The sequence below is a fragment of the uncultured Gemmiger sp. genome (assembly GCF_934561205.1).
Classification (GTDB): domain Bacteria; phylum Bacillota; class Clostridia; order Oscillospirales; family Ruminococcaceae; genus Gemmiger.
Genome location: NZ_CAKTFU010000012.1, coordinates 1 through 24,796, shown reverse-complemented (window position 1 = coordinate 24,796; position 24,796 = coordinate 1). Strand labels below are relative to the sequence as shown.

The window sequence follows — 24,796 nt, the reverse complement described above, 5'->3', positions numbered from 1 at the left end:
TATGTTAGAAAGGAGCGCAGACGTGGACGAACACCTTTTGGAAGTATATCTTATCAACACTGCACGGCACACCGAGGAAACGCCTGTTGCGGAATGGGTATCGCTGCCCACCGACGCCGAAACGATGAAAGCCGTTTTTGAACGGCTGGGCGTAGACGGGAGCGATACGGAACAGTATCAGGTATCTGCCTATCAATCCTCTCTGGACGGGTGGAGCGAAGCCTTGAAGCCCGGCGAAAGTCTGGATGATTTGAACTATCTTGCCGCGCTGCTCACCCAGCGCAGCGACGAGGAACGCGACAAATTTGCCGCTGCCGCGCAGTACGGCGACCATGCGGCAAGCGCGGCGGACTTAATCAACCTGACGCACAATCTGGACTGCTACTGGCTTTATCCCACCGTACACAATTCTGATGATTACGGGCATTACCTCATTGACGACCTGGACGAGCTGGAATTGCCGGACGCTGCTAAGAGGTTCTTTGATTACAAGAGCTACGGGCGCGAAGCGGTCAAAGAGGATCGCGGTATTTTTACCGATTATGGCTATGTCTACAATAACGGCAACGATTATGCGGAGTGGTACAAAGCCAACCAAGTGCCGCAGGAATATCGCCTGACTGCGCAGCCCAGCCCCCAACGGGATATGGACGAGCTGCCGCAGGGCGCGGCGCTGCCCGCAGAGCCAATCCCCGTGCGCCCATTGGTGCTGAACGCCACTGACACGCAGGGCAGGATCAAGGAGATCACCGAGCATTTGGAACAGGGCGTACAGGAGGTTTTTGAAAGTGAACGGTATCGGGATTATCTGAAAGCCATGTCCCGCTTCCACAATTACAGCTTGAACAATACGCTGCTGATTGTCATGCAGAAGCCGGACGCATCCCTTGTCGCAGGCTACGGAAAATGGCGCGACGAATTTGAACGCCATGTCAAATCCGGTGAAAAGGGCATCAAAATTCTTGCGCCCGCGCCCTATAAAATCAAAAAGGATGTGGCGAAAACTGACCCGGACACCGGGCAGCCTGTGATTGGCGCAGACGGTAAGCCCGTCACGGAGCAGCAGGAGGTGACGATTCCAGCGTTCAAGGTGGTGTCGGTATTCGATGTGAGCCAGACCGAGGGCAAGGAACTTCCCGACATTGCCGTGGACGCGCTCACGGGCAATGTGGAACAGTATGAAGATTTTTGGCGAGCCTTGAAGCTGACCTCTCCCGTTCCTGTGACGCTTGAAAAAATCGACGGCAGCGCACACGGCTATTATGACCTTGCAGAAAAGCGCATTGCCATTGACGACGGCATGAGCAAGCTGCAAACCATCAAAACGGCGATCCATGAGATTGCCCATGCCAAGCTGCACGATATTGACCTGAACGCGCCGGAGCAGACGGAGCGCCCCGACCGCAGCACCCGCGAGGTGCAGGCGGAAAGCGTCGCCTATACGGTGTGTCAGCATTTCGGGCTGGACACGTCGGACTACTCCTTTGGCTACGTCGCCGGGTGGAGCAGCGGCCGCGATATTAAGGAGCTGAAAGCATCTCTTGAAACTATCCGCACCGCCGCCAGCGAGTTTATTTCCGAAATCGAGGGGCATTTTGCAGAGCTTCAGGCGCAGCACACCGCAGAGCAGGAACAGGCTGCTGCGCAGGACGTGCCGGAGAACACCTTTTCCATTTATCAGCTCAAAGACGGCGACGCAACACGGGATCTCCGATTTGAGCCGCTGGAACAGGTAAAGGCCGCCGGGCTGCGGGTTGACCGTGAAAATTATGAGCTGGTCTATACCGCGCCCCTCTCCGACACGGACACGCTGGAGGACATTTTTGTTCGCTTCAATATGGACAGGCCGCAGGATTTTACCGGGCATAGCCTTTCCATGTCCGATGTCATTGTGCTGCATCGCGGAGAACAGGAAACGGCGCACTATCTGGATCGTGGCGGTTATACCGAAGTGCCGGAGTTTTTACAGCCGGAGCAGACCGCGCAGCAGGAAGCACAGGCTGACGCCCCGCCAGCGGAACGGCCGCTGACAGAGTTACAGAAGCAGGCTGTTGAAATTGCCAAGCGGTATGAAACGCTTTCCATGCAGGAGAAAATCGGCGTGATCGCGCAGGCGTTCGGCTGCACATCCGGCACGATTGAAACCTCGCCCTGCACGGGAAAATGGCGCGGCACAAGTGATATTTCCATTCGCTTTGATAATGGCGGCTCTCTGTTTTTGGGCAACCACATAACGCGGAAAGCCAGAACCAAAAAGGTGCGGCAGGAGCTTGTCGATAGCGCGTTGGTGCGGTATAACCCTGAAATCATCCGCATTGCAAAGGAAACTGCCTATACCGCCCTCAAAGAGCGCGAGCTTCAGGACAATGCTATTGCCGAAGCAAAAGGCTTAAAGCCCTACACACTGCTGAATGTGGAGTTCAACGACGGCGCAGATCAGCAAAGCAGCGGTTACATAGGTTGGTACTATGCGACGCTGGCGGTGGACGGAAAAATCTGCACGCATTTGGAAACAGGCTTGAATCACGACATTGCATCCGGCAGCGTAAGCCCGACGCCCACGCGGGAAAATTACTACGCAGCCGGAGCGCTGAAAGAAAGTGATGTGGACTATGTTTTCAACAACGTCGGCTTTTCCTCTGCTTCCGGCCTTTACTCTCTGCATCTCAGCGACGCCGCACGGGGACGCGCCGAATTGGAGTTTGCGAAAAAGCTGATCGACGATTACTGCCGCGAAGAATTTCATTCCGGCGCAGATTTCAGCGACCTGTCCGCCGTCGGCATTGGACACACGACCGTTACGGATGATGAAATCCCCATTCAGGCATACGCAAACCTGACGGACTTCCGCATTGAAAAATATTTGGGTGACGTGCAGATTGAAAGCCGACAGTATGAATCGCTGGCTACGCTGATTCAAGGTGAGCTGAACGATTTGGAGTTTGACGACCTGACCTATGCCAGCGACGAGCAGCTTGCCATGTTCCACGACCAAGAGGAAGCATCCGGCAAGGAAGCACCCTCCCTTGATCCTGCGATGCAACCCGTCGTGACGATTCTTTGGAGCGAGAGCGATAAACTGCAAGAGGGTGAACAGCTCCCGCTTGCCCGTGCCGACGCGCTCTTTAAGGCGCTGGACGATGAAAAGCGTTCCGAGCGTGAGAAGCCCGGTTACACAGGCGGCTGGTACGATAAAACCAAATTCCGCATTGACTGCACATTCCGCGGGGAACGCGACAGCTACGAGGGACGGCAGGACTTTGGTGATGGGGACGGCGCTCTGATCGACCATATCCAAGCCTATCACGAATACTACGCCAAGGACGAAAACTGGAAAAACTTTGTGCTGCACAACGAGGGCGCGGAAGCGTGGGAAAAGGACAAGGCCGAGCGTGAAACGCTCCTCACCGAGTTTGTACCGTATATGCGCCTGCATTGCAATCTCTCCGAGCAGGAGCGCACTGCTGCGGATATGCTGGAAAATGGAGAAGCCCTGACGCCGGAGCAGACAGCATATTTTCATGCGGTTCTTGCCCATGTAGACGCTTGCCGGGAAAAGCTGAACGCGGGCGATTATCACTTGCCCGACCCGCCGCAGCTTTCCGATTTTGATAAAGAGCTTCAGGACTACAAAGCCCATGTGGAAAGTGAGATTGCACAGGAAGCCGAAGCCGCAGGCATGACCGTGGAGGAATATGCCGCCAATGGCTACGAGCAGCAGGAGCAGCCAGAGGAAGCGCCGCCCGCAGATACCGCGCCGGAGCAAGCCTCCGTCAGGTATTATACCATCAATGAGGGCGCTGCCCGACGTGCCAACGATGCAAACAGCTACCGCGACTACGCCGCAGGCAGCGCCACCGCCGAATATCAGCAGATGGTGGATCAGGCAGCGGCGATTGCGCAGCGGCAGAAAGAGCGCGTCGATCCCATGTACCATGAGAAAATTGACGCGCTGCTGGACACCTACGCCCGCAAGCTGGCGGAAAATCTGAACGACCACTATGCCATTGAAGCCCGTGTTCCCTCTATCCTCGTTGCAGGCGGCAGCAATTTCCCTGTTCGCAAGAAAGAGAAGCAAAACGCCGCCCGTGACCGCAATATGCAGGAATGGCAGGATGTTCAGGGGATTTTGGACAAGATCCGCAGCACAGGCATGGGCGGTATCAGCATGGACGACCCGCAGGCAGCGGCGAAGCTGGAAGCCAAGCTCGTCAAGCTGGAATCGGCGCAGAAAACTATGAAAGCCGTCAACGCCTATTTCCGTAAGCACAAAACGCTGGAGGGCTGCCCCAGTCTGACGCCGGAGCAGATCACCAAATTGCAGCAGGAAATGTCGCAGTCCTGGCATCTGGATAAGAGCCGGCCGTACCCCGCCTATATGCTCTCCAACAACAATGCCGAGATTCGCCGCATCCGTGGGCGCATTGAACAGGTGCGGCAGCATGAGGACACCCATTTCGCCGGATGGGAATTTGACGGCGGGCGCGTGGAAGCCAACAAAGCAGATAACCGTCTGCAAGTGTTCTTTGACGGCAAGCCGGATGAAGCAGCACGGGACGAGCTGAAAGCAAACGGCTTCCGCTGGGCACCCAGCGTCGGCGCATGGCAGCGCCAGCTTAACAAAAACGCATACTACGCCGCAGGGTACATTTCCTGTATTCAGCCTATCTCCGGGGAAAAGCCCATTGACGTGCAGCGCAGCGCCCAGCAACACGAATCCGCTGCCCCTGACGCCCACCTGACTGGGGAGCGCGTTTCAACGCCGCGGGGCAACTTCCATGTTGCCGATATGACCCGTGAGCAGATGGAAGCCGCAGGCTATGGGTATCACCACAGCACCGATGACGACAAGTACCTTATCATGGGCAACGGCACACAGGCCTTTGCCATTGCCGCCGAGCAGCGGGAGCAGGAAAACTATATGCGCACGGCGGAGCTATCCACCGAGCAGAACTGCAACATGATTGACGGACAGATCAACAACACCCCGTCCGTGGACGATCTGGAAGAAAAGGCAAAGCGCGGCGAGGTGATTTCGCTCTCCGCGCTTGCCGCAGCGGTCAAGGCCGAGGACGGCAGAACGCCGCAGCGCGACCCGGACGGCAAAAAGCCGTCTATCCGCGCACAGCTCAAAGCAGATCGTGCGCAGTCCGGCAAGCCGCAGCAGCGGGAAAAGGAACAGGAAGCCAAACGAAGCATCCGGCAGGCTTTGGAAATGGAGTGACCTATGAATAAATTTGAAAATGTGGATGTGCTGGCATCCCTGCAACAGATCATGCAGCAGAACACAGCCGCCTTTCAGAATGATTTTGACATTGATAAGAAGATTCTGACGCGGGCGGCAAAGAGTAAAAACGCCGAGGATAAGGTCTATCTATGGTTTTCCCGTCCCAACGGAACGCATTGCCTGCGGGAACGGGACGTGTTTCTGCGCGGAACGCGAGAGCATAATACGTTCCGTTTCTACCATGAGCAGACCAATGAGCGTGTGCTTGCCTATGCCGTGGTACTGTCCGGCATGGAAAGCGGCAAGGTAAAAGGCAGCATTTATGAGCTGGACTATGCGGCAAAAGCCGAGCTTGCAATCCAGACCGCCTTGCGGACAGACAATAACCGTCTGATCTATGAAAACGGCTCGCGGGAGCTGCCCAAGGAATACCGCTTTGAAGCGACGCCGGATCGGGAGTATGGAAAATTCGTGCGTTATGAAGCCGTGCCGCATGACCCGGACGCGCTGCGGGATCTGCTGCGCGACGAAAGCCGGAAGCGTGAGCGGCTGAAACCCGGTAATTTCAAAGAACATATCGGACGGCTTTCCGACGAAAAGGTGCTTGCCGAAGCACAGCGCCTTTCGGCGGCGTTCCAATCCCTGCAAGCGCCCAACAGCCCCAACGGAACGCATTTTGTCGCAGAGGTGTCGCCGTGGTTTGAGCGTATCGCATCCAGCAAGGAGCATGAGCGGCTATTTGCGCTGCTTCCGTATAAGACGCTGTATCTTTCCTCGGTCAAGGACAGACACGGAGTTTTCGCTTTTATCAGCAAGGACGAGCGGCGTGATCTGCCGCTGCGCAAGCAGCGTCCCTCTGTCCGGGCGCAGCTTAAAGAGGGACAGTCAAAAAAGACCGCTGCACCGAAAAAGGCAGCGGCAAAGGCGAAAGACAATGATTTGGAGGTATGAGCATGGGCAATGTTTCGTTCACCATTGAGGAAGAAAATCTGATCTGCATTTACCACAAGCACGACCGCCGCAGAACGATTGCGGCGATTTCCGACGCGCTGCCGGATATGGACGCAGATATGCGCCCGCTGGCAGAGCAAACGATCCATAAGCTGCACAACATGACCGACGCAGCATTTGAGGAAGCGCAGTTCACCATGACGCTTTCCGACGCAGAGTAAAAGACGACGCGGGGCGCGGCAGCCGATAATGGCTGCTGCGCCCCGCGTTTTTATTTCTTGTAATGAAATTCAATGGAGTTTCCGCTGATTGGGGAAAACTTTACATATTGCCCCACAAGATTTCGAGCCTTTTCTCCTATGATAGAGCTATCAACTCCCGAAATAGTAGGCACAACTGAATACAAATCGACTGCGTAAACCTCGGATATTTTATCAGAAAGAGGTATTTGGGCGTTTCCACTCTTAACAACGATGTTGTTGAATGAATACCTGCCATTTATCTTTCCAAAAAGCTGGTAGTTATCTGGTAGATTTGTTGAAATGTATATCCCATCATGCTTTATATTGAGCTTAAAATCAACTTCAATTTCTTTTCCAGCATCCGGCATAGGTTTTTGCATATCTAATGGCAACGGTGGGATTTCTCCTAATCTTATAGGTCGTCCTCGGTATTTCCATGTATAAAACTCATCCTGCTCTAAACCGTTCCCCAACATTCCCCAAAATGCAATTAGTTTTTTGTGGCTTTCTGAAAGGCTATCGGTAACGTGGCATCGTTCTGCATCAAGTTTTTGAAATTTATAGATTGCGTCTAATACACTGATACCACAATATTGTGCTGCATCTATGAACACTAAGTCATCTCCTGCAAAGGGACCATATTTATCAACATACATATCGCCATAGTGATCCACAAACTGCAAAACCAAATTTCCCACTTTATCGTGGTCGGCCTGTTCGTTCAAAGAAATATCACTCATAAACCCGTTTACGCTGTTTGATATTTGTCTGCCGTGTTTCAAATAGAGAGCAGCCCGCACATCAGTAAACAGTCGATCAACCGAGATGTTCGGAGTTAAGATATTGTCGCATAACGCTTCTGTAAAATAGCTTATTGCTGGAGTGCAACCAGAGTAATCTCCAAATTGTGTGGCGTAGGCTATGTATGTATCTTGTGGCGCGACCATTTCCGAATAATTACAAGCATAATCTGGCTTTAATTTGTCGCGGCAGGCATCAACAATTATCAAGAGCTTCACTTTTCTTTTGAAAAGCGGTTGGATTCGTTTGAGATTAAATGCGCTATCTTCAATAGACATTCTTGCATCCAAGCTATTCCCAAAATCCACAGGATACAAATAGTTCTCGCCTTTGCTGTGGCCGCCATGTCCAGAGAAATATACTACATTCAGAGAATCACACGGAGCTGTATCTGCAAATTCAGTTATCTTTTGCTCCATATCTTTCAAGCAAAGATCCATATATGAAACGGTTTCAAACTGTAACTGCTTTAATCTCTTTTCTAATGTCTTTACATCAATTTCTGTGCTTGGTAGATCGTTTGCTGTAATTGAAGCGCTTCTATTGTAGTGGAACATTCCAAAAAGAATTGCTCGTTTTTTCATAAAACCCCTCCGTATTTTGAGAAGAACCAACTTGTTTATGCTGTACTTGCATTTTCCGGTCACGCATTCAAACTCATTTTTCATAACTGGCAGGAAAACATACTCCCCTTGTGTTTCCCGCACTGTAAAGCCGCTCCCAGCAAGGCATACAGGCACTCTAAGCCGTGACCTTGCACTTACTTTTAGTTATCCCGTGCGCGTAGGTGCAGCGCACCGACCACGAGGAACACCAGACCGAAAATCACCCAGCCCCAAATGGGATCATGCTCCGAAATGAAGTAGGCCAGCAGCCCGAACACCGCTGCATAAATCAGCGTGAGCAGCCCGCCGACGAGCCAGAAGCCAATGCTGGTATTTTGCAGCCACAACAGCAGCAGAAATGTTGCGATGCCGATCACAAGGCAGAGTGCCGGATGAATTGCGGTGAACTGGTTGCAGCACACTCCGGCGGCGATGCCAAGAGCAATGCTGTCAAAGAGAATGATATGCCCAAAGAATAGTCCGATCACCGAGCAGACAAGCCCGATGAAAAGCCCAATCGCCATAATCGCGCCCTGTGCTGCCAGCCAACCCATAAAGAAGCCTCCTTTCGTTTACACCATGATTGCGTCCATAATCGTCTGAATGGTATTACAGGTATCATCAAAGGAAATGTCCTTTGCGTACTCATACTCGCGGCTGTATTTCTCCCACAGCCTACGGAGCGTATCGCTTTTGCGGATCTCTTTCATAATCTCCGGGTAGTCTGTCAGGATCATGCCGCTGCCGCGTTTCTGCGTCGTTCGTTCCAGCGCCCGGCGTAGCGTCGCTTTGTCGCACTCCGCGCCGCGCAGCGCATACAGGATATGTACGTCGTAATAGTCTCTCGGACGGGTATTCGCAATGTTGCGGGACAGCACAGTTTCCAGCTTTTCCGCCAGCACCGTTTCAAGGTTGTAGGCAAGAATACTGATCGTGCGGTCATCGAACAGCAGGGAGAATGTGTATTCCACCTCACGGGGAGTTATCATGTCGCCCGTGGTGACATCCACCGTCAGCGGTACGCTGATCGGCGGATAGTTCGCTTTCAGCGCGACCCGGATGCCGGGGTAATCGTCGGTTTCCCGAATGTCAGAGATACCGACGACCTCAAACTGCACGTCGTCGGCAATCTGGACAGCGCAAATCTCTGTAAAGATTTTGCGGATTGCTTCATGCGTCAGGGTGAAGCCCTTGATCGTTGTGTCCAGATCCATTGTTGCCCGCGTGTCCAGTCCCACAATGGCGGAAATCAGGAATCCGCCTTTGAGAATGAAATTGTTCTTATAGGGCGAGAGCGAAATCCGTTCCAGCAGCCGTTCGAGCATATAGTTTTGCATGACGAGCTGTGCTGAGATATGCTTCTCTGCCGCTTTGTTCTTGATAAAGGCTTTCAGTTGCATCGGATTTTTTGTAATCATAGCAAAACCTCCATGTATCGCAGCACCTTAGGCTTCACGCGAAGCTGGTCTGCGTACTGCATCAGTTTGTGAATGTTCTTATCCTTGGACGCTGCATAGCGTTTCATGGCTTCTCCGACGATCTGAACATCGCTGCCGCTGCCGCGCAGAATGTCACACAGCGTCCGTTCCAAATCGTAAACACGAATCGGATTGCCGGAGGGGGATTCAATTTCAATTCTGCCGAACTCGTAGTTCTCCGGCACAACGCGCTTGATGATTAAGTTCTCCTGCTTCAAGGACGGGGCATTGTAGCCCTTGGGAAAGGTCATCGTATATTTCGCCGGGGTACGGTCTGAATAGCCCAGCAGATACAGGGCGGTATCGTGCGAGTAAATCCCGCGCCCATACTTGCGCTGCAAGAGGTAAAAATCGTCCTCCCATGCGCTGCTCCGCACATACAGGCCGCGCCCGAAGCGGTACATCTCGCCGCTCTTAACAAACTCCTGTAAAACGCTGCGGTGCAGTCCGGCTTCCGTCACCTGCGCTGCGGTGATCGTGCCGTCCTCCGACGCTTCCAGCAGTTCTTCGATTTTCTCCTTGGCGTTCATGCTTCTCACCTCGCTTTGACAATCACACATTATATTATACGGAAATAATGTGCGGTTGTCAACCGCGAAACGACGAACACACATTAAATTGCTTGAAAATAATGTGTGAACGTCAGAGAATCTACAGGGCTTTGTCCTGTTCCTGCCCACGATTGGAGGACAGGATGCTGTCGATGTTCTGCTTGACGGCATCGTATTCCCGCATACGTTTTTTCAGGCTTCCGTACTCAGCGTACAGCCGATCCTTTTCTTCGGACAGTCTGAAATATTCCTCGCGCAGCTTGGCAAGGTCGGGGAGCTTATCACCGACACCCGCCGCTTTCAGCGCCCGCACCGACGCTTCAAAGAGAATGATTTCACGCTCACGTCCGCGCAGATACTTTTCCTTGTCACGGGATTTTTTGTATTCGCTATACAACGGCTTTAGCTCCTTGTAGGTGGCGGTATGCTTTATCAGCAGCGCCAGATCAGACAGGCGGCGTTCCGCCGTTTTCAGCGCAGCGGCAGTTTGCTCGTTGCTGTCCTGAAGCTCCGTGATCTTCTGCTCCAAATCGGTATAGTGGGAAATGCCGTGCTGGTCGAGAAATACCATTGTGCGGGCGGCGCGTTTCAGGTTTTCAATTTTTGCCCAGCGTTCATATCCTGCGGATTGCTGCGCCTTGATGCAGTTTTCAATATCAATCAGCAGCGACACGCCGCTGCGTTCCGGCTTCGGCGTTTTCAGAATGACCTTGCCCCTGATGCGTTCGTCTATGGCTTCCTCGGTGTAGGCTTCACCCAACGTCTTTGCACGGGTAAATCGCTCCTGACCGGGAGCGCGGAATGAGATATACTTTCTACGCTTGATTTCATACCCCTCGGCTTCCAGCCGACGCAGGAGGTCGTCAAGGTCTTTGGAAATGGGAATGAGCCTGTCGATGGTGATTTTCAGCTTTTGCTTATAGCTTGTCCCTTTCCGCTGCGCGTCCCATTCGGCATACTGCTTGCCGCGCTCCGCGCCGGGCGTGACAACGGACAGCCCGTTTTCCCGGCACAATCTGTCGCTGACGCGGCGGATCTGTGCGTAGCTTTTGCGGTTGGAAATGTACTTCTTATGTTCCGCAAAATCCACGGCGCAGAAAATAATATGGTTATGGCAATGTTCCTTGTTGATGTGGGTAGCAATGACATACTCATACTTGCCGCCGAGGATTTCATCGGCAAGCTGCCGCCCGATCTCGTGGGCTTGCGCATAGCTGATCTCGCCCGGCTCAAAGGCCTGTATCAGATGGTGAGCGAGATTGTTGCCTTTCTGCATGGCAAGCAGCCGTGTTTTCTCAAACTCAAGGTCTGCGGTTTCCACGGCGCAGCCGAACGAGGACACCAGCAACTTATCGTCGGTCTTTGCAGGATCAACGATGTAGTCAATGGCTTTTTTTAAGGTGCTTTTGATAGGATGGATCTTTGTAATTGCCATATCTCCGCCATCGCCCCCTTGATGTCCTCAATGTCCTGCGCATAGAGCGTTCCCGTAGCGTTCACGCGCTTTGCAATCTGATTGATGTTTGTGCCGATTTTTTGCAGCTCGGCGGTCATTGCTTTCACGTCGCTGTAATCCAGCCGGATCACATAGCCGTCTATGAGCATTTTCCGCGCATAAACGGAAAAACAGCCCGTTCCCATCTGCTGCATTTTACGCTCGATCATTGCCCGTTCCCCGGCAGTCACAGGAACGCGCAGCACGATATTCCGCGTTCGGTTTGCCATTTGTTCACCGTCCTTTCCGCTCCGAATAAGGGTTTGGGATTATCCCAACAAGCAAAGCACAGACAGGTGCTTTTTCGGGAGTGTGGCTACACTCCCTATGCTTGCTACGGTATCTCCCTCACTACTACAACGGCGGCACAGCCGCAATTTGGCAAACCGCAGGCAAACTTTTTCAAAAGAAAAACGCCATGAACCACCTGTTCATAGCGTTCCTTATACCGTATTCAATTTTCTCCCTCGCTGTCCAATCTTGCGTCCAGCAACGCTTGCGCGGTTGCTGTGAGGATTTTGATTTCAGCGTCCGTCAGCTCGTCCAACAGCGTTTCAAACTGCATACGCTCCGTAGACTTACCCTCCATAGTATCACTATGAAGAATCTGATCCACAGAGATATGATAGCGGGACATCAGCTCTAAGAATACCTGTACGCTGGGATGCTGTCCTTTATTCTCGATGTTGGCAAGATAGCGCGGCGAAATAAACAGCGCGTCGGCTGCCTTATTCCGGGATTCTTTCTGTTTAGTGCGCCCAGCTTTGATTGCTGCGCCATACGGCTTAAAGTCGATTTTCGCAACAGGGCGCTTCTCTTTCTTGGCTCTTTTGGACATATTCAATCACCCTATTACATTCTACAGTTCAGCCTTCTTTCAGAATATGACTTATATATTCATGCTATTAGCTTAAATAATTCGCATTTCGTTTCTTGCAATCATTCGTCCGACCGTATATAATAATGACAAAGGAATTTTTGCAGGAGGGTAGCAAAATGCTTGAATATATTTCCGCTCCAGAAGCAGCAAGAATATGGGGTATTTCGGAACGGAGAGTGCAAAAGTTATGCGAAGAAAATCGTATACCAAGGGTAGCAAAACTTAGCCGAATGTGGTTGATTCCCCGATATGCAGAAAAACCATTCGACCAAAGATTGAAGGGAAATAAAGAAAATGAAAGAGAAAATACTGGTTGTCGATGATGAAAAAGAGCTTGCCGACTTGTTAGAGGTATATCTTAAAAATGATGGCTACTCTGTCTATAAATTTTATAATGGCATGGATGCTTTGAAGTGTATTGAATCAAACACGCCTGATTTGGCGATTCTTGATGTGATGCTTCCAGATATTGATGGATTTCGTATTTGTCAGAAAATCAGAGAACAGTATTATTATCCTATTATAATGCTGACGGCAAAAGTTGAGGATACTGATAAAATTATGGGACTTACCATTGGAGCTGATGATTACATTACAAAACCTTTCAATCCTTTGGAGGTTGTAGCAAGAGTAAAAACGCAACTTCGCCGTTATGTTCGTTATAATAATGCGGCTAATACCAAGGAAATAGATGCTCCCATTGCAGAACATGATGTAAGAGGACTTATTATAAACAAGAATACTCACAAATGTACTTTGTATGGAAAAGAGGTTACTTTGACACCTATTGAGTTTTCTATCCTCTGGTACTTATGTGAGAACAGAGGAAAAGTTATACCGTCTGAAGAATTGTTTGAAAATGTTTGGGGCGAGCAGTACCTTGATAACAATAATACTGTTATGGCTCATATCGGAAGATTGAGGGAAAAGCTTAATGAGCCTGCAAAAAAACCGAAATTTATAAAAACTGTGTGGGGAGTGGGATATACCATTGAAAAATAAAAGAAATAGCGAAAGAGATGATTATCGTCTTCTTAAAAACAAATTATTGATTAGAACTTTTGGAATGTTGTTTTTTGCGTTTGCTTTTTTAGCAGCCTTGTACTCTCTATTTTTAAAAGGGCACATAGCAGACACTTTTGTGGGTTTTTTGGATAATTTTGTCTACCATGATTATGACCGAGCTTATAATGTATATTCAATATATATTAGAGGTTATATGAGTCTTTTCTTCGTAGTGCTTTCCTTACTGTTATTTGCAATTATTTTGCGCTTTTATCTAAATGAATTTTCCAAGTATTTCAAAGAAATTAACCGTAGTATAGATGCTCTGATAGAAGAAAATTCAGGAGATATTGTTTTGCCTTCTGAATTAACTGCAATCGAAAAGAAAATCAATCATATTAAGCATACTCTTGAACAACGAAAACTGGCAGCAGAGCTTTCAGAACAGCGGAAAAATGACCTTGTTGTTTATCTTGCCCACGATTTGAAAACCCCACTCACCTCAGTAATTGGGTATTTAACTTTGCTGCGGGACGAAAACAAAATTTCCGAAGAATTAAGAGAAAAGTATTTGTCAATTTCTTTGGAAAAAGCAGAACATCTTGAGGATTTAATTAACGAATTTTTTGAAATCACGCGGTTTAATCTTTCTAATATCACTCTTGAGTACAGCAGGGTCAATTTGACCCGTATGCTTGAACAACTTACATACGAGTTCAAACCAATGTTTTTAGAGAAGAATTTAAAATGTGAGCTTGAAATAGCCCCAGACACTATGATAAAGTGCGATGTCAATAAGATGCAGCGCGTTTTTGATAATCTGCTGAGAAATGCAGTGAATTATAGCTTTGATGACAGCACGATTCATATTACTGTAAAACAAAACGGTGAAAATTTGTGTATTCAGTTTACCAATTGCGGCAATACCATTCCAAAAGAAAAGCTTGTACGCATTTTTGAACAGTTTTATCGTCTTGATGTTGCACGAAGTTCCAGAAGCGGAGGTGCAGGATTGGGTCTTGCAGTCGCAAAAGAAATCGTTGAGCTTCATAACGGAACAATTACCGCAAAAAGTGAAAATGAGCAAATCGAATTTACAGTCACTCTTCCGCTCCTGTAGGAAAATCGTAAGAAATTCCGCAGGAAAACAGAGGAAACCTGTGTGGACAAACAAATAAATGAAACTCTTGTTTCTGGTACGATAAAAGTACGAGAAACAAGAGTTTTTTGTTTTTGTGATGTCAATTCAAGGAGTGACCCCTATGGCAAGAAAACGGTTGACACAGCTTTTTCCGTTTCTGCTCCCACTGCGGCAGTGGCAGAGGAAAAAATGCTGTTATTTGAAAATGCGTCTGGACAAAAACCACTACGCAGACACTATATCCGATGAACTGCTTCCAAATAAGATTTTTGAAACTTCGGCTTTAATGGTAAATCAAAGCAGTGGCTACGATATTCAGTATCAGTATAACAAGGTTCACAACCTTAAACTGGCTGGAAAAGCCATCAATAAAGTTCTGATACGCCCGAAGGAAACCTTTTCGTTTTATTGGCTTGTGCGCAATGCCGACAAGAAAGAGCCTTATAAAGACGGCTTAAATCTTGTGGATGGAAAAATTATAGGTTCATACGGAGGGGGACTTTGCCAGCTCAGCAACCTGCTGTTTTGGTGCTTTCTGCACACGCCGTTGACGATTGTCGAGCGTCACGGACACGCCGTAGAGTCCTTCCCTTCAACAACAGAGGATTTGCCCAAAGGAACGGACGCAACGGTCAGTGAGGGCTGGTGCGATCTTCAGGTTCGCAATGATACGGACAACACATTCCAAATTGAAGTCGCTTTTGACGAAAGCAATATTTATGGTCGGATTTATACGGCAGAACCTGTCACGAAGGAGTATTCAATTTACAACTCGTCCGTAACCTATGTTCGCCAAAACGGGAAAATTTTTCAGATGGCCGAGGTGTGTCGCACCGAAACAGATACGATCAGCGGTAAAACGATGAAGCATCTGCTTTATACGAATAAATGCGAAATTACTTATTTGTTGCCGGAAGGGATGGAAGTACAGGAGAAGTAAAAAATGTTCAATTACAATCAAGAAACAATATATAGTCTCCTCTGTGCAGTGCTGCCGTGTTTTATTTATCTGCTGGTATGGGGTAGAAAAAAACCTCTATTACACTCGGTTTGGGTGATGATTTTTGTTCTGTACTGCTGGCAGGTGTACGACATAACGGGTGCCGGAGGGCTCAGTGATATTCTATATCGACCAGAAGGGTCCATCAATCCTTCCTTTATTCAGGGAACCGTGAATCTGATCCCTTTTCAGAATTTCACCACGGGATTTTTCTTGAATATTCTTATGTGTGTGCCACTTGGATTTTTGCTTCCGTTTGTATGGAAGGCATATCGAAAATTTAGGGTAACTGTTTTGTCCGGGGCAGGGTTTTCGGCACTCATTGAGGTTTCACAGCTATTGACGACGCGAGCAACAGATATTGATGACTTGATCGCAAATACGCTTGGAACAGCAGTCGGGTTTGCAGTTTGGTTCGCTTTTGCAAAATTATTCGGTCAGCGGATGAAAACAACCGTAGATGGAAGTAAAGAAGCATGGATTTATATTGCCATAAGTTTTTGTGGCATGTTCTTTCTCCATTATCCATTTTGGTTTGCATTCAAGGTTGCACCGCTCATTTGGCACTAAAGATTGGAGGAAAATATAATGAGAAAAATTGCGATTATTTTCGGAGGTCATTCCACCGAATATGAAGTATCGTTGCAGTCCGCCGCGGCTGTTTTTGAAAACATCAATACCGAAGAATTTGAAGTATTTCCGATTGGAATCACGAAAGCGGGTGACTGGTATCACTACACCGGAGAGCTTTCAAAGATCGCGGCAGGCACATGGTGTAATGATGCTTCTCATCTGAATAAAGTCGCTTTTTCACAGGATCGGTCAGTTGGCGGATTCTTGGAACTACTTGACGGACGATATACTGTTCAGAAAATCGACCTTGCATTTCCTGTTCTGCATGGCAAGAACGGAGAGGACGGAACTGTGCAGGGGCTTTTGGAACTTGCAGGTGTTCCAATCGTCGGCTGCGGCACACTGGCTTCTGCTTTGTGTATGGACAAAGACAGAGCACATAAGCTGGTTTCGCTTGAGGGGATTTCTGTACCCAAATCGGTTGCTTTCAAAAAATCGGAGGTCAACGATGCGGTACAGAAAATCAAGGACTCCCTATCTTTCCCGATTTTCGTAAAGCCGGTTCGTGCCGGGTCGTCTTTTGGCGTGACGAAAGTATCCGAACCCGAAAAATTAGAGAATGCAATTCACCTTGCCTTTGAGAATGATTCGGAGGTTATTGCGGAGGAAGCCATTGACGGATTTGAAGTCGGCTGCGCCGTTCTCGGTGTAGAAAAACTAATGGTCGGACGGGTTGATGAAATTGAGCTTTCCGGTGGTTTTTTCGATTATACGGAAAAGTACACACTGAAAACTTCAAAAATCCACATGCCCGCCAGAATTGACGCTGCAACAGAGCTGCGTATTCAGGAGGCTGCAAAAACGATTTTCAAAGCGTTGGACTGCTCCGGTTTTGCACGGGTAGATATGTTTCTGACTCCGGCCGGAGAGATCGTTTTTAATGAGGTCAATACGATTCCCGGATTTACCTCTCACAGCCGCTATCCGAATATGATGAAAGGAATCGGCCTGTCCTTCTCGGATATGCTGGACAAGCTGCTTGGACTATACACAAAAGAATGCGCAAAATCACTTTAAGCAACAACAAAAACATCGCTTGACAAGGGCACACAGAGAAAAACAACTGAAAATGAGCTGCCAAGCCTTACACAATGCACCGCCTAACAGGACATAGGCGGTGTTTTTGTATGCAGACAGCGTTTTCTCTGTGTGCCGATATGGGCCAGCCGTGCGGCATGGCCTAAATTCTTGTCAAGGAGGTTATTCGTGTCATGGCAGAAGAAAACAAGCATCCCCCTACCACGGAGGAACAGACCCCGCCTGAAATGCCGGGAAAGGCCCCAAAAATGGAGCAGGCCGAAATCCCTGATGTGGGCGGCGGCCCTGCTCCGTCCGCAAAGGTGATTGACCTTTCCGCTGTGCGTTCCACGCCGGAAAAGGATGCTCCGACGGACATCCCCAAGGAGCCGGAAGCCCAGCCTGTTTCCGTCACCGAGTACAGCAAGCAGGAATGGGAAAAGCCCATGCCGGAGCCAGAGAAGCCCAAGCCCAAACGGGGCCGCCCTGCAAAAGCCGAAAAAGCTACGCCCACCGAGCCGGGGGTCAAGAAAGAGGTAAAAGCGGAAAAGCCCCGCCGAGGCCGCCCGCCCAAGACGGAAAAAGCGTCCCCGGAGCAGGCCAAGCCGCCCAAGGCTGGCAAGACCCATGCGGCCCCCGAGGAAAAGGCAGCGCCCCCGGCCCCGGAAGTACCGCCTACGCCCCGTGACGCTACCCGCGCCGAGAAAGAGGAAATCGTCTATCTTGACCTTTCCGACCTGCACCCGTTCAAGGATCATCCTTTCGGCGTCCGTGACGATGCGGAAATGAAATCTCTGGTGGAGAGCGTCCGCAACGGCGGCGTCAACCAGCCCGCGCTGGTGCGTCCCCGTGAGGGCGGCGGCTATGAGATCATCGCGGGCCACCGCCGCCAGATGGCCAGCCAGCTTGCCGGGTATCGCAATATGCCCTGTATCGTCCGCAATATGACGGATGACGAGGCCATTCTCGCTATGACGGATGACAACCTCCGTCAGCGTGAAACGATTTTGCCCAGCGAAAAGGCCCTGTCCCTGAAAATGCAGTATGAGGCCATCAAGCATCAGGGAGCGCGTGGCGACAGCGCCGAGGCCGGAAAGCTCTCTCTTGAAAGCGTGGGCCAGCGCAACGGCATGAGCGTGAAAACCGTACAGCGGTATATCTGGCTCAATGATCTTGTGCCGGAATTGAAGCAGACGATGGATGACGGAAAGCTGTCTTTCACCCCGGCTGTGGAAATTTCCCGTGTGCGCCCCAAGCACCAGAAGTATATCGCCGTGTCCATTGAGGGCCAGCAGGCTTCGCCCTCCAAGGGTCAGGCAAAGCGGCTCCGTGAGCTGGACAAGGAAAACAAGCTCTCCCCGGACGTGATCGACGGTATTTTGTGTGAAGAAAAGAAAAAGGAGGATCGTGACGTGATCATTACTGGCGCTGAACTGGAAAAGTTTTTTGGCAAGGAGGCCACGCCCCGGCAGATGAAAGACCAGATCATGACGCTGCTGGAGGACTGGAAAGAGCGGCAGCCGCCCGAGCTTGCCAAGCCCGACAAGAAAATGGATATGGAAAAGTAACGACCTCTGGCCACCATGACCAGAGGCTTTTTGCTGCCCCGGTAGGATATGGCTCTTGCGGTTATATCCCCCGTCGCCGCCCGTAATTGAGCACAGGCGGGAGCGGGCTGTCAAGGGGGTTTCGCCCCGCCGTATGCGGCGGCTTTGCCCTTGACCGCCTGCCCCGGCTGTGCTTTTTCTCCGGCAAGCGGCGGGGGTATATCCTCCAGAGCCGCCCCCTTTTCCAAGATTGGAAAAGGGCGGGGGAAAAAGGTTGACCCACTACATTATATAAAAACGGAGGTTTTCACAATGAAACGACCCCTTGCGTATATCACCGCCGCGTGGAGCGGCGATCCCTGCGAGGCGACGGAGCAGGCCGCCAAGTATTGCCGTGCTGTCTATGAGGCGGGCTTTTCGCCCATCTGCCCCACGCTCTATCAGCCCCTTTTCCTGAACGACGCCGTTCCCGAGGAGCACAAGAGCGGCATCGACATGGGCCGTGACCTGCTTCGCCGCTCTCATGTGCTGGTGGTGTGCGGCAGTATCTCCACGGAAAGCATGAAAAACGATGTGGCCGTGGCCCAGCGGCTGGGGATCACGGCAACCACGCTGGACGGCATCCTGACCGTAAAGCGTCAGGGCCGCCGCTGATATGAACGAGATCCGGCTGGGGAGCCTGTTTGACGGGATCGGCGTGTTCCCGCTGGCGGCGGTGCGCTGCGGTATCGTGCCTGCATGGGCCAGCGAGATCGAAAAAGCGCCTATCTCCATCACGAAACGCCGTTTTCCCGGTATGGCGCATTTAGGAGATGTGACAAAGCTGAACGGCGGCGACATTCCGCCTGTCCACATCATCACCTTTGGCTCACCCTGCCAGAACCTCTCACAGATCGGCAACAGGGCCGGTCTTGCCGGGGAAAAATCCAGCCTGTTCTTTCATGCGATCCGCATTATCCGTGAAATGAGGGAGGCGACAAATGGTATATTTCCAGCAATCGCTGTTTGGGAGAACGTCATGGGAGCGTTTTTTTCAAATGACCGGATGGACTTTAGAGCCGTGCTCTCAGCGTTCACAGCCGCCGACATTTCAATGCCTGCTTCTGGAAAATGGGCAGGAGCCGGAATGGTGCGAGGGCACACGCCCGATCTCTCATGGCGGCTCATGGATGCCCAGCATTGGGCAAGCCCCCGATTGGCACGACGGCAGCGCGTCTTTGTTGTGGCAGACTTTGGAGGACAATGTTCCCACGAAATACTTTTTAAGCCCCGCGCAGTGCAGTCAATTTCTGCGTCTGGCGGAGATTGCTGGCTGTCCGCCGCCTGCGGAGATCGAGGCTCTTTTATTGAAGCAGGGCGGCGTGTACCGATCACCAGACCCTTTCAATGCTACCGTATGCGGGCATCGGCAAAGGAGCGGACAACGGAGGCGTTCCGAAACAGCTTCGGACTGCCAACTGACCCTTTTCCCACTCTGTTAGCCAGCACGGTCAGTCCCTTTGCCTTTTGGTATGAGGACGATCCTGCCGGGGGCTGTGTCCGCTTTCCCACGGAAAGAGAATGTGAACGGCTCATGGGGCTGCCGGAGGGCTGGACAAGGTACGGCGCGGATGGTGAGGAAATCCTGCCCGCCCACCGCTACCGGACGCTGGGAAATGCTATCGCGCTGCCCTGCGCCGAGTACATTATGCGCGGCATATATGATGTTCTGACAAGGAGGTGCTGAAAATATCATCCCTGTTTGAAGCCTACATTACCAACCTCGGCAAATACAACGAGGGGCGGCTTGTGGGCGAAACGCTGAAATTCCCGGCCACCACGGAGGAGGTGCAGGCCCTTTTGAAGCGCATCGGCGTGGATGGGGTACGGTATGAGGAAATCTTTATTACCTCATTCGACGGTGATGTGCTGGGCCTGTATGACCATTTGGGCGAGTATGAAAGCATTGACGAGCTGAACCATCTGGCCCATGTGCTGTCTGACCTCGACCAGAGCGACATTGAAAAGTTTGAGGCCGTCATTGACAGCGGCGAATACACAGGCAGCGTCCATGACCTGATCAACCTCGCGCAAAATCTGGATTGCTATGACTTCTACCCCGGTATCGACAGCGAGGAGGCGCTGGGCCGGGTCTATATCGAGGAAATGGAAATGCTGGATGTGCCGGATAATGTGCTGCCCTACTTCGACTTTGAAGCCTACGGGCGGGACGTGCGGATCAACGAGGGCGGCCATTTTGCCCCCGGCGGCTATGTGTTCAATAACGGCGGCAGATTTGTGGAGCGGTATCACGGGATGGAGGATATTCCCCCGGAGCACCGCATCTTTGCCTATCCCAAGCTGAATATCCGGGAGCAGATGGCGGCGTATCAGGAGGTCATAGACCGTTCGGCGCTGAACGAGGAAAAGCAGCGGCTCCCCGCCAGCCGCGAGGACAGATAGGCCGCTTCTGGTCACGGTGGCCAGAGGGCAAAGGAGGTGTAAGCTATCGTCGGAGATGAAGTGTCCCGGCAGACCATCGCCGTCAGCGTCAAGGCGTCCAAGCTGACCGCCCGTGCGCTGGCCTATGTGGTGGCCGCCGTGGGTCGGAAGATCGCCAAGGAGCACCGCAAGGCGCAGATACCCCACGGCAAGCAGAGTGTGCGGAAACTCATGGGCCACGGCGGGGACACCAACGCTATTGAGGTGGATACGCCCAAGCTGTTTGACAAGGTGGCCCGGAAATGGGGCGTGGACTACGCCATCCGTCGTGTGGGGGATGAAAAATATTTGCTTTTGTTCAAGGCACGGCAGGCCGATGCCATCACAGGCTGCTTTGCCGAGTATTCCCGTTTGGAGCTGAAACGGGCCAAATCCCGGCAACCGCCGATCCGGGAGCAGCTCCGGCAGGCCGAGGAACAGGTGAAAAAGCAGCCCCAGCGGGAATTGACAAAGGAGGCGGCGCATGGCGACAGATAAAATCAGGAAGTATGTTCTTCCGAATATCCCGTACCTGTTCATCGGCTGGTTTTGCCTGAAAATCGGCACGGCGTACCGTCTGGCCGCTGGTGCGGGCTTCGGGGAAAAGCTGCTGGGGCTGGGCCAGACCATCGGCGCGGCCTTTGGCAGCTTTGCCCCCGGCCTTGCCCCGCTGGATTGGTTTGTCGGCATTGTGGGCGCAGTCGGTTTCCGGCTGCTGATCTACTGCAAGGCGAAAAAAGCAAAGAAATTTCGCCGCGATGCCGAGTACGGCACAGCCCGCTGGGGAAACGAAAAGGACATCAAGCCTTTTGTCGATCCCAAGTTTGAAAACAATATGCTGCTGACCGCCACAGAACGGCTCACCATGAATACCCGCCCCAAAAATCCCGCCAACGCCCGCAATCTCAATTTCTGCGGGATCGGCTCGTCCGGCTCCGGCAAGACCCGCTTTTGGCTCACGCCGCAGCTTTTGCAGGCCCATTCTTCCTATGTGGTGGTAGACCCCAAGGGCGGTGTGCTGGGGCAGGTCGGGGCCTTTCTCCAGCGCCGGGGCTATAAGATCAAGGTGTTCAACAGCATAGATTTTTCCAAGTCCATGCACTACAACCCTTTGTCGTATATCCGCAACGAGGCCGACATCCTGAAATTCGTGAACGCCCTGATCACCAACACCAAGGGCGAGGGCAAGGAGGGCGATCCGTTCTGGACGAAAGCGGAAACGCTTCTGTACTGTGCCCTGATCGCCTATATCATTTTTGAGGGGCCTGCCGAGGATCGGAATATGAATACGCTGGTGGACATGATCTCCGGCATGGAGGTCAAGGAGGATGACGAAAACTATAAAAATGCCGTGGACTATATGTTTGACGGCCTTGCCAAACGCAAGCCGGATTGCTTCGCCGTGAAGCAATACCGCAAATTCAAGCTAAGCAGCGGCAAGACGGCAAAAAGCATCCTCATTTCCTGCGGTGCGCGTCTGGCCCCCTTTGACATCCCCCAGCTTCGGGAGATCATGTCCTATGACGAGCTGGAGCTTGACCGCATGGGAGATCGCCGGACGGCTACTTTTTTCTGCATCAGCGACACGGACAGCACCTACAATTTCCTTGTGGCGCTGGCCTTTTCGCAGATGTTCAATCTACTGTGCGAACGGGCGGACAATGTTCACGGCGGACGGCTGCCCCATCATGTGCGGGTACTGTGGGACGAGGCGGCCAACACGGGACAGGTGCCCCAGCTTGAAAAGCTGGTAGCTGTTATCCGCTCCCGTGAGATCAGCCTGTGCCTGCTGTATCAGCAGTTGGCTCAGTGCAAGGCCATCTATGACAAGAACGCGGAAACCATCCTCGGCAACATGGATAGTGTGCTGTTCCTCGGCGGACGCGAAAGCTCCACCATCAAGGAAATATCCGAGAACTGGCTGGGTAAGGCCACCATCTCCATGCAGACCGAGGGACGCTCACGGGGCCAATCCGAAAGCTACAGCCAAAATACCCAGCGGCTGGGCCGGGAGCTGATGACCCCCAGCGAGCTTGCCACCATGCCCGGAGATCGGTGCATTTTGCAGCTCCGAGGGCTGCCGCCGTTCTACTCCAAGAAGTACGATTTGAAGCAGCATCCCAACTACAAATACACCGCCGAGGCCGACAAGGTGAAAAACGCTTTTGACCTCAACAGCCTTGTGACGCGGCGGATGGACAAGCTCAACCCCAACGAAACCTATACCGTTTACAAGGTGGACGTGCCGGACGAGGCGCTCACAGGCGAGGACGAGGACATCCTCAACTATGACGACCTCGACGACCCGGACGCCTTTGTATAACCTCTGGTCACGGTGTCCAGAGGATCAGCTGCCGCCAGAAATGGCGGCTTTTTTCATAGCCGGGGCCTTGCCCCGGAGAAATGGAGGACTTATGCAGTTTTTTGCTTCTGCCGTTACTACCCTGCAAACTCTCGTCGTGGCGCTGGGCGCTGGCCTTGCCGTGTGGGGCGTGGTCAATCTGCTGGAGGGCTACGGCTCGGATAACGCAGCGGCCAAAAGCCAGGGCATCAAGCAGCTCATGGCGGGCGGCGGCATCATCGTGCTGGGCACGACCCTGATCCCTCTGCTGTCTACCCTGTTTTAAGGGTAGCTGCCGATGGGTATTCTCACCGAATGGATCACGGAATGGCTCAAAGGGCTTTTGATCGAGGGCATCATGGGAAACCTCGAGGGGCTGTTTGACACGGTGAATACCCGCGTCGGGGAAATATCCGTACAGGTGGGGACTACCCCGGCGGCATGGAACGCCGGGGTGTTCTCCCTGATACGGCAGCTTTCCGAAACGGTGATATTGCCGATTGCCGGATTGATCCTGACCTTCGTTGCCACCTATGAGCTGATCCAGATGATACTGGAAAAGAACAATATGCACGAGTTCGACGTGGCGAATATCTACAAATGGGTATTCAAAACCACTTGTGCCATCCTGATCCTGTCCAACACGTTCAATATCGTCATGGCAGTCTTTGACGTGTCCCAAAGCGTGATCGCAAGCGCGGCGGGCATTGTCACAGGCGCAACCAACATCACGCCGGATATGCTGGCCGATCTGGAAATGACCCTTGAAACGATGGAGCTTGGCCCTCTGCTGGGCCTGTTCCTGCAATCGTTCCTCATTAAGTTTACCATGCTGGCACTGAACATTTTTATTTTCGTGATCGTCTATGGCCGCATGATCGAGATATATCTGCTGACCAGTTTAGCCCCCATCCCCGTGGCGACGCTCTCCAACCGGGAACTGGGCGCGATGGGCCAGAACTATCTGCGCTCCCTGTTTGCCGTGGGCTTTCAGGGTATGCTGATCCTCGTCTGCGTTGCCATCTATGCGGTGCTCATTCAGGGGATCGCCACAGGCGGAGATCCCATCGGCGCGATTTGGGGCTGTATCGGCTATACGGTGCTTCTGTGCTTCATGCTGATGAAAACCGGGACGATCTCAAAAAGCATCTTCAGCGCCCATTGAGAAAGGAAAGGTGATTTTATCGCTGATACCGCCGCTTCTGGTCACGGTGGCCAGAGGCCGATCCCGGAGGGTCTGCACCTCTCCGACGGCATCGAGGGCCTGCGCTCCCTGCCAAAGCATAGCGTGGATATGCTTCTGACCGATCCGCCCTACGGCACGACCCGGAACTTTTGGGATGTACCGCTGCCGCTCCCGGAGCTGTGGGAGGCGGTGAAATGGGCCGTCAAGCCGGAGGGCGCGGTGCTGTTTTTCGCACA

General features: G+C 51.9%; 24 protein-coding genes and 1 pseudogene. 18 read left to right on the top strand and 7 right to left on the bottom strand.

Annotated elements, in window-relative coordinates; translation table 11 throughout:
• The first annotated feature begins 22 nt into the window (after positions 1-22).
• Genes Q0I19_RS08210 through Q0I19_RS08200 form a run of 3 tightly spaced genes read left to right on the top strand, consistent with a single transcriptional unit; the run spans position 23 to position 6,399 of the window.
• Entirely contained in the window at positions 23-5,224 is a 5,202-nt protein-coding gene (locus Q0I19_RS08210; protein WP_366012648.1) for a YodL domain-containing protein, read from the top strand.
• A 3-nt stretch (positions 5,225-5,227) separates the two neighbouring features.
• Positions 5,228-6,178: a hypothetical protein gene (locus tag Q0I19_RS08205; protein WP_294761552.1), complete on the top strand. Its 951-nt coding sequence runs from the start codon at positions 5,228-5,230 to the stop codon at positions 6,176-6,178.
• Positions 6,179-6,180: 2 nt separating this feature from the next.
• Positions 6,181-6,399 (top strand): transposon-transfer assisting family protein, encoded by a 219-nt coding sequence (locus Q0I19_RS08200; protein ID WP_294761554.1) that lies wholly within the window; start codon positions 6,181-6,183, stop codon positions 6,397-6,399.
• 50 nt (positions 6,400-6,449) lie between these two features.
• On the opposite strand, the gene Q0I19_RS08195 is transcribed toward Q0I19_RS08200, so the two are convergent.
• The 7 genes from Q0I19_RS08195 to Q0I19_RS08165 form a co-directional block, all read right to left on the bottom strand.
• Positions 6,450-7,805 (bottom strand): caspase family protein, encoded by a 1,356-nt coding sequence (locus Q0I19_RS08195; protein ID WP_294761557.1) that lies wholly within the window; start codon positions 7,803-7,805, stop codon positions 6,450-6,452.
• Positions 7,806-7,987: 182 nt separating this feature from the next.
• The gene (locus Q0I19_RS08190) at positions 7,988-8,380 is read right to left on the bottom strand and encodes a hypothetical protein (protein WP_227250010.1); all 393 of its coding nucleotides are present in this window, start codon (positions 8,378-8,380) and stop codon (positions 7,988-7,990) included.
• Positions 8,381-8,398: 18 nt separating this feature from the next.
• Positions 8,399-9,244 (bottom strand): nucleotidyl transferase AbiEii/AbiGii toxin family protein, encoded by an 846-nt coding sequence (locus Q0I19_RS08185; protein ID WP_296023569.1) that lies wholly within the window; start codon positions 9,242-9,244, stop codon positions 8,399-8,401.
• A complete protein-coding gene (locus Q0I19_RS08180) occupies positions 9,241-9,834 on the bottom strand; it encodes an AbiEi antitoxin N-terminal domain-containing protein (RefSeq protein WP_117940489.1) in 594 nt (197 codons plus the stop codon). Before Q0I19_RS08180 ends, Q0I19_RS08185 begins: the two co-directional genes overlap by 4 nt.
• A gap of 121 nt (positions 9,835-9,955) precedes the next feature.
• Complete coding sequence (locus tag Q0I19_RS08175) at positions 9,956-11,290, bottom strand: relaxase/mobilization nuclease domain-containing protein (RefSeq protein ID WP_294761570.1); 1,335 nt, start codon at positions 11,288-11,290, stop codon at positions 9,956-9,958.
• A complete protein-coding gene (locus Q0I19_RS08170; RefSeq protein WP_195320744.1) occupies positions 11,251-11,580 on the bottom strand; it encodes a MobC family plasmid mobilization relaxosome protein in 330 nt (109 codons plus the stop codon). The genes Q0I19_RS08175 and Q0I19_RS08170 overlap by 40 nt, the downstream gene beginning before the upstream one ends.
• Positions 11,581-11,804: 224 nt before the next feature.
• Positions 11,805-12,188: a helix-turn-helix transcriptional regulator gene (locus Q0I19_RS08165; RefSeq protein WP_294761573.1), complete on the bottom strand. Its 384-nt coding sequence runs from the start codon at positions 12,186-12,188 to the stop codon at positions 11,805-11,807.
• A gap of 158 nt (positions 12,189-12,346) precedes the next feature.
• Between Q0I19_RS08165 and Q0I19_RS08160 the strand changes: the two genes are divergently transcribed.
• The 15 genes and pseudogenes from Q0I19_RS08160 to Q0I19_RS08090 all read left to right on the top strand — a co-directional run.
• Positions 12,347-12,553, top strand: a complete 207-nt coding sequence (locus Q0I19_RS08160; protein ID WP_294761575.1) for a helix-turn-helix domain-containing protein — start codon at positions 12,347-12,349, stop codon at positions 12,551-12,553.
• Positions 12,525-13,232 (top strand): VanR-ABDEGLN family response regulator transcription factor, encoded by a 708-nt coding sequence (gene vanR / locus Q0I19_RS08155; RefSeq protein WP_294761577.1) that lies wholly within the window; start codon positions 12,525-12,527, stop codon positions 13,230-13,232. The genes Q0I19_RS08160 and vanR overlap by 29 nt, the downstream gene beginning before the upstream one ends.
• Positions 13,222-14,355, top strand: a complete 1,134-nt coding sequence (gene vanS, locus Q0I19_RS08150; protein ID WP_294761580.1) for a vancomycin resistance histidine kinase VanS — start codon at positions 13,222-13,224, stop codon at positions 14,353-14,355. Before vanR ends, vanS begins: the two co-directional genes overlap by 11 nt.
• A gap of 142 nt (positions 14,356-14,497) precedes the next feature.
• On the top strand, positions 14,498-15,316 hold the full coding sequence (gene vanW / locus Q0I19_RS08145) for a glycopeptide resistance accessory protein VanW (RefSeq protein WP_294761584.1): 819 nt from the start codon (positions 14,498-14,500) through the stop codon (positions 15,314-15,316).
• A gap of 3 nt (positions 15,317-15,319) precedes the next feature.
• The gene (locus Q0I19_RS08140; protein WP_294761587.1) at positions 15,320-15,946 is read left to right on the top strand and encodes a VanZ family protein; all 627 of its coding nucleotides are present in this window, start codon (positions 15,320-15,322) and stop codon (positions 15,944-15,946) included.
• 18 nt (positions 15,947-15,964) lie between these two features.
• A complete protein-coding gene (gene vanG / locus Q0I19_RS08135; protein WP_294761590.1) occupies positions 15,965-17,026 on the top strand; it encodes a D-alanine--D-serine ligase VanG in 1,062 nt (353 codons plus the stop codon).
• A gap of 194 nt (positions 17,027-17,220) precedes the next feature.
• Positions 17,221-18,594, top strand: coding sequence for a ParB N-terminal domain-containing protein (locus tag Q0I19_RS08130; protein WP_296023564.1), 1,374 nt, complete (start codon positions 17,221-17,223; stop codon positions 18,592-18,594).
• 291 nt (positions 18,595-18,885) lie between these two features.
• Entirely contained in the window at positions 18,886-19,227 is a 342-nt protein-coding gene (locus Q0I19_RS08125) for a hypothetical protein (RefSeq protein WP_055060880.1), read from the top strand.
• Position 19,228: 1 nt separating this feature from the next.
• Positions 19,229-20,299, top strand: a complete 1,071-nt coding sequence (locus Q0I19_RS08120; RefSeq protein ID WP_296023561.1) for a DNA cytosine methyltransferase — start codon at positions 19,229-19,231, stop codon at positions 20,297-20,299.
• Between the two features lie 2 nt (positions 20,300-20,301).
• Positions 20,302-21,015 (top strand): antirestriction protein ArdA, encoded by a 714-nt coding sequence (locus Q0I19_RS08115; protein ID WP_296023594.1) that lies wholly within the window; start codon positions 20,302-20,304, stop codon positions 21,013-21,015.
• Between the two features lie 60 nt (positions 21,016-21,075).
• On the top strand, positions 21,076-21,531 hold the full coding sequence (locus Q0I19_RS08110) for a PcfB family protein (RefSeq protein ID WP_366012640.1): 456 nt from the start codon (positions 21,076-21,078) through the stop codon (positions 21,529-21,531).
• Positions 21,518-23,356, top strand: a complete 1,839-nt coding sequence (locus Q0I19_RS08105) for a VirD4-like conjugal transfer protein, CD1115 family (RefSeq protein WP_296023559.1) — start codon at positions 21,518-21,520, stop codon at positions 23,354-23,356. Before Q0I19_RS08110 ends, Q0I19_RS08105 begins: the two co-directional genes overlap by 14 nt.
• A 91-nt stretch (positions 23,357-23,447) precedes the next feature.
• Positions 23,448-23,660 (top strand): Maff2 family mobile element protein, encoded by a 213-nt coding sequence (locus Q0I19_RS08100; RefSeq protein WP_097785041.1) that lies wholly within the window; start codon positions 23,448-23,450, stop codon positions 23,658-23,660.
• A gap of 12 nt (positions 23,661-23,672) precedes the next feature.
• On the top strand, positions 23,673-24,539 hold the full coding sequence (locus Q0I19_RS08095) for a VirB6/TrbL-like conjugal transfer protein, CD1112 family (RefSeq protein WP_055060870.1): 867 nt from the start codon (positions 23,673-23,675) through the stop codon (positions 24,537-24,539).
• A 60-nt stretch (positions 24,540-24,599) separates the two neighbouring features.
• A pseudogene (locus Q0I19_RS08090) lies at positions 24,600-24,796 on the top strand (site-specific DNA-methyltransferase); the annotation flags it as partial.

Excerpts from the sequence above, each read along its gene's own strand:
- Q0I19_RS08180 (WP_117940489.1), bottom strand. The coding sequence starts at position 9,834 with ATGAACGCCAAGGAGAAAATCGAAGAACTGCTGGAAGCGTCGGAGGAC.
- Q0I19_RS08170 (WP_195320744.1), bottom strand. The coding sequence starts at position 11,580 with ATGGCAAACCGAACGCGGAATATCGTGCTGCGCGTTCCTGTGACTGCC.
- Q0I19_RS08095 (WP_055060870.1), top strand. The coding sequence starts at position 23,673 with ATGGGTATTCTCACCGAATGGATCACGGAATGGCTCAAAGGGCTTTTG.
- Q0I19_RS08105 (WP_296023559.1), top strand. The coding sequence starts at position 21,518 with ATGGCGACAGATAAAATCAGGAAGTATGTTCTTCCGAATATCCCGTAC.
- Q0I19_RS08175 (WP_294761570.1), bottom strand. The coding sequence starts at position 11,290 with ATGGCAATTACAAAGATCCATCCTATCAAAAGCACCTTAAAAAAAGCC.
- Q0I19_RS08100 (WP_097785041.1), top strand. The coding sequence starts at position 23,448 with ATGCAGTTTTTTGCTTCTGCCGTTACTACCCTGCAAACTCTCGTCGTG.
- Q0I19_RS08120 (WP_296023561.1), top strand. The coding sequence starts at position 19,229 with ATGAACGAGATCCGGCTGGGGAGCCTGTTTGACGGGATCGGCGTGTTC.
- vanW (WP_294761584.1), top strand. The coding sequence starts at position 14,498 with ATGGCAAGAAAACGGTTGACACAGCTTTTTCCGTTTCTGCTCCCACTG.
- Q0I19_RS08195 (WP_294761557.1), bottom strand. The coding sequence starts at position 7,805 with ATGAAAAAACGAGCAATTCTTTTTGGAATGTTCCACTACAATAGAAGC.
- Q0I19_RS08205 (WP_294761552.1), top strand. The coding sequence starts at position 5,228 with ATGAATAAATTTGAAAATGTGGATGTGCTGGCATCCCTGCAACAGATC.
- Q0I19_RS08165 (WP_294761573.1), bottom strand. The coding sequence starts at position 12,188 with ATGTCCAAAAGAGCCAAGAAAGAGAAGCGCCCTGTTGCGAAAATCGAC.
- Q0I19_RS08190 (WP_227250010.1), bottom strand. The coding sequence starts at position 8,380 with ATGGGTTGGCTGGCAGCACAGGGCGCGATTATGGCGATTGGGCTTTTC.
- Q0I19_RS08185 (WP_296023569.1), bottom strand. The coding sequence starts at position 9,244 with ATGATTACAAAAAATCCGATGCAACTGAAAGCCTTTATCAAGAACAAA.
- vanG (WP_294761590.1), top strand. The coding sequence starts at position 15,965 with ATGAGAAAAATTGCGATTATTTTCGGAGGTCATTCCACCGAATATGAA.
- Q0I19_RS08125 (WP_055060880.1), top strand. The coding sequence starts at position 18,886 with ATGAAACGACCCCTTGCGTATATCACCGCCGCGTGGAGCGGCGATCCC.
- Q0I19_RS08130 (WP_296023564.1), top strand. The coding sequence starts at position 17,221 with ATGGCAGAAGAAAACAAGCATCCCCCTACCACGGAGGAACAGACCCCG.
- vanR (WP_294761577.1), top strand. The coding sequence starts at position 12,525 with ATGAAAGAGAAAATACTGGTTGTCGATGATGAAAAAGAGCTTGCCGAC.
- Q0I19_RS08160 (WP_294761575.1), top strand. The coding sequence starts at position 12,347 with ATGCTTGAATATATTTCCGCTCCAGAAGCAGCAAGAATATGGGGTATT.
- Q0I19_RS08140 (WP_294761587.1), top strand. The coding sequence starts at position 15,320 with ATGTTCAATTACAATCAAGAAACAATATATAGTCTCCTCTGTGCAGTG.
- Q0I19_RS08200 (WP_294761554.1), top strand. The coding sequence starts at position 6,181 with ATGGGCAATGTTTCGTTCACCATTGAGGAAGAAAATCTGATCTGCATT.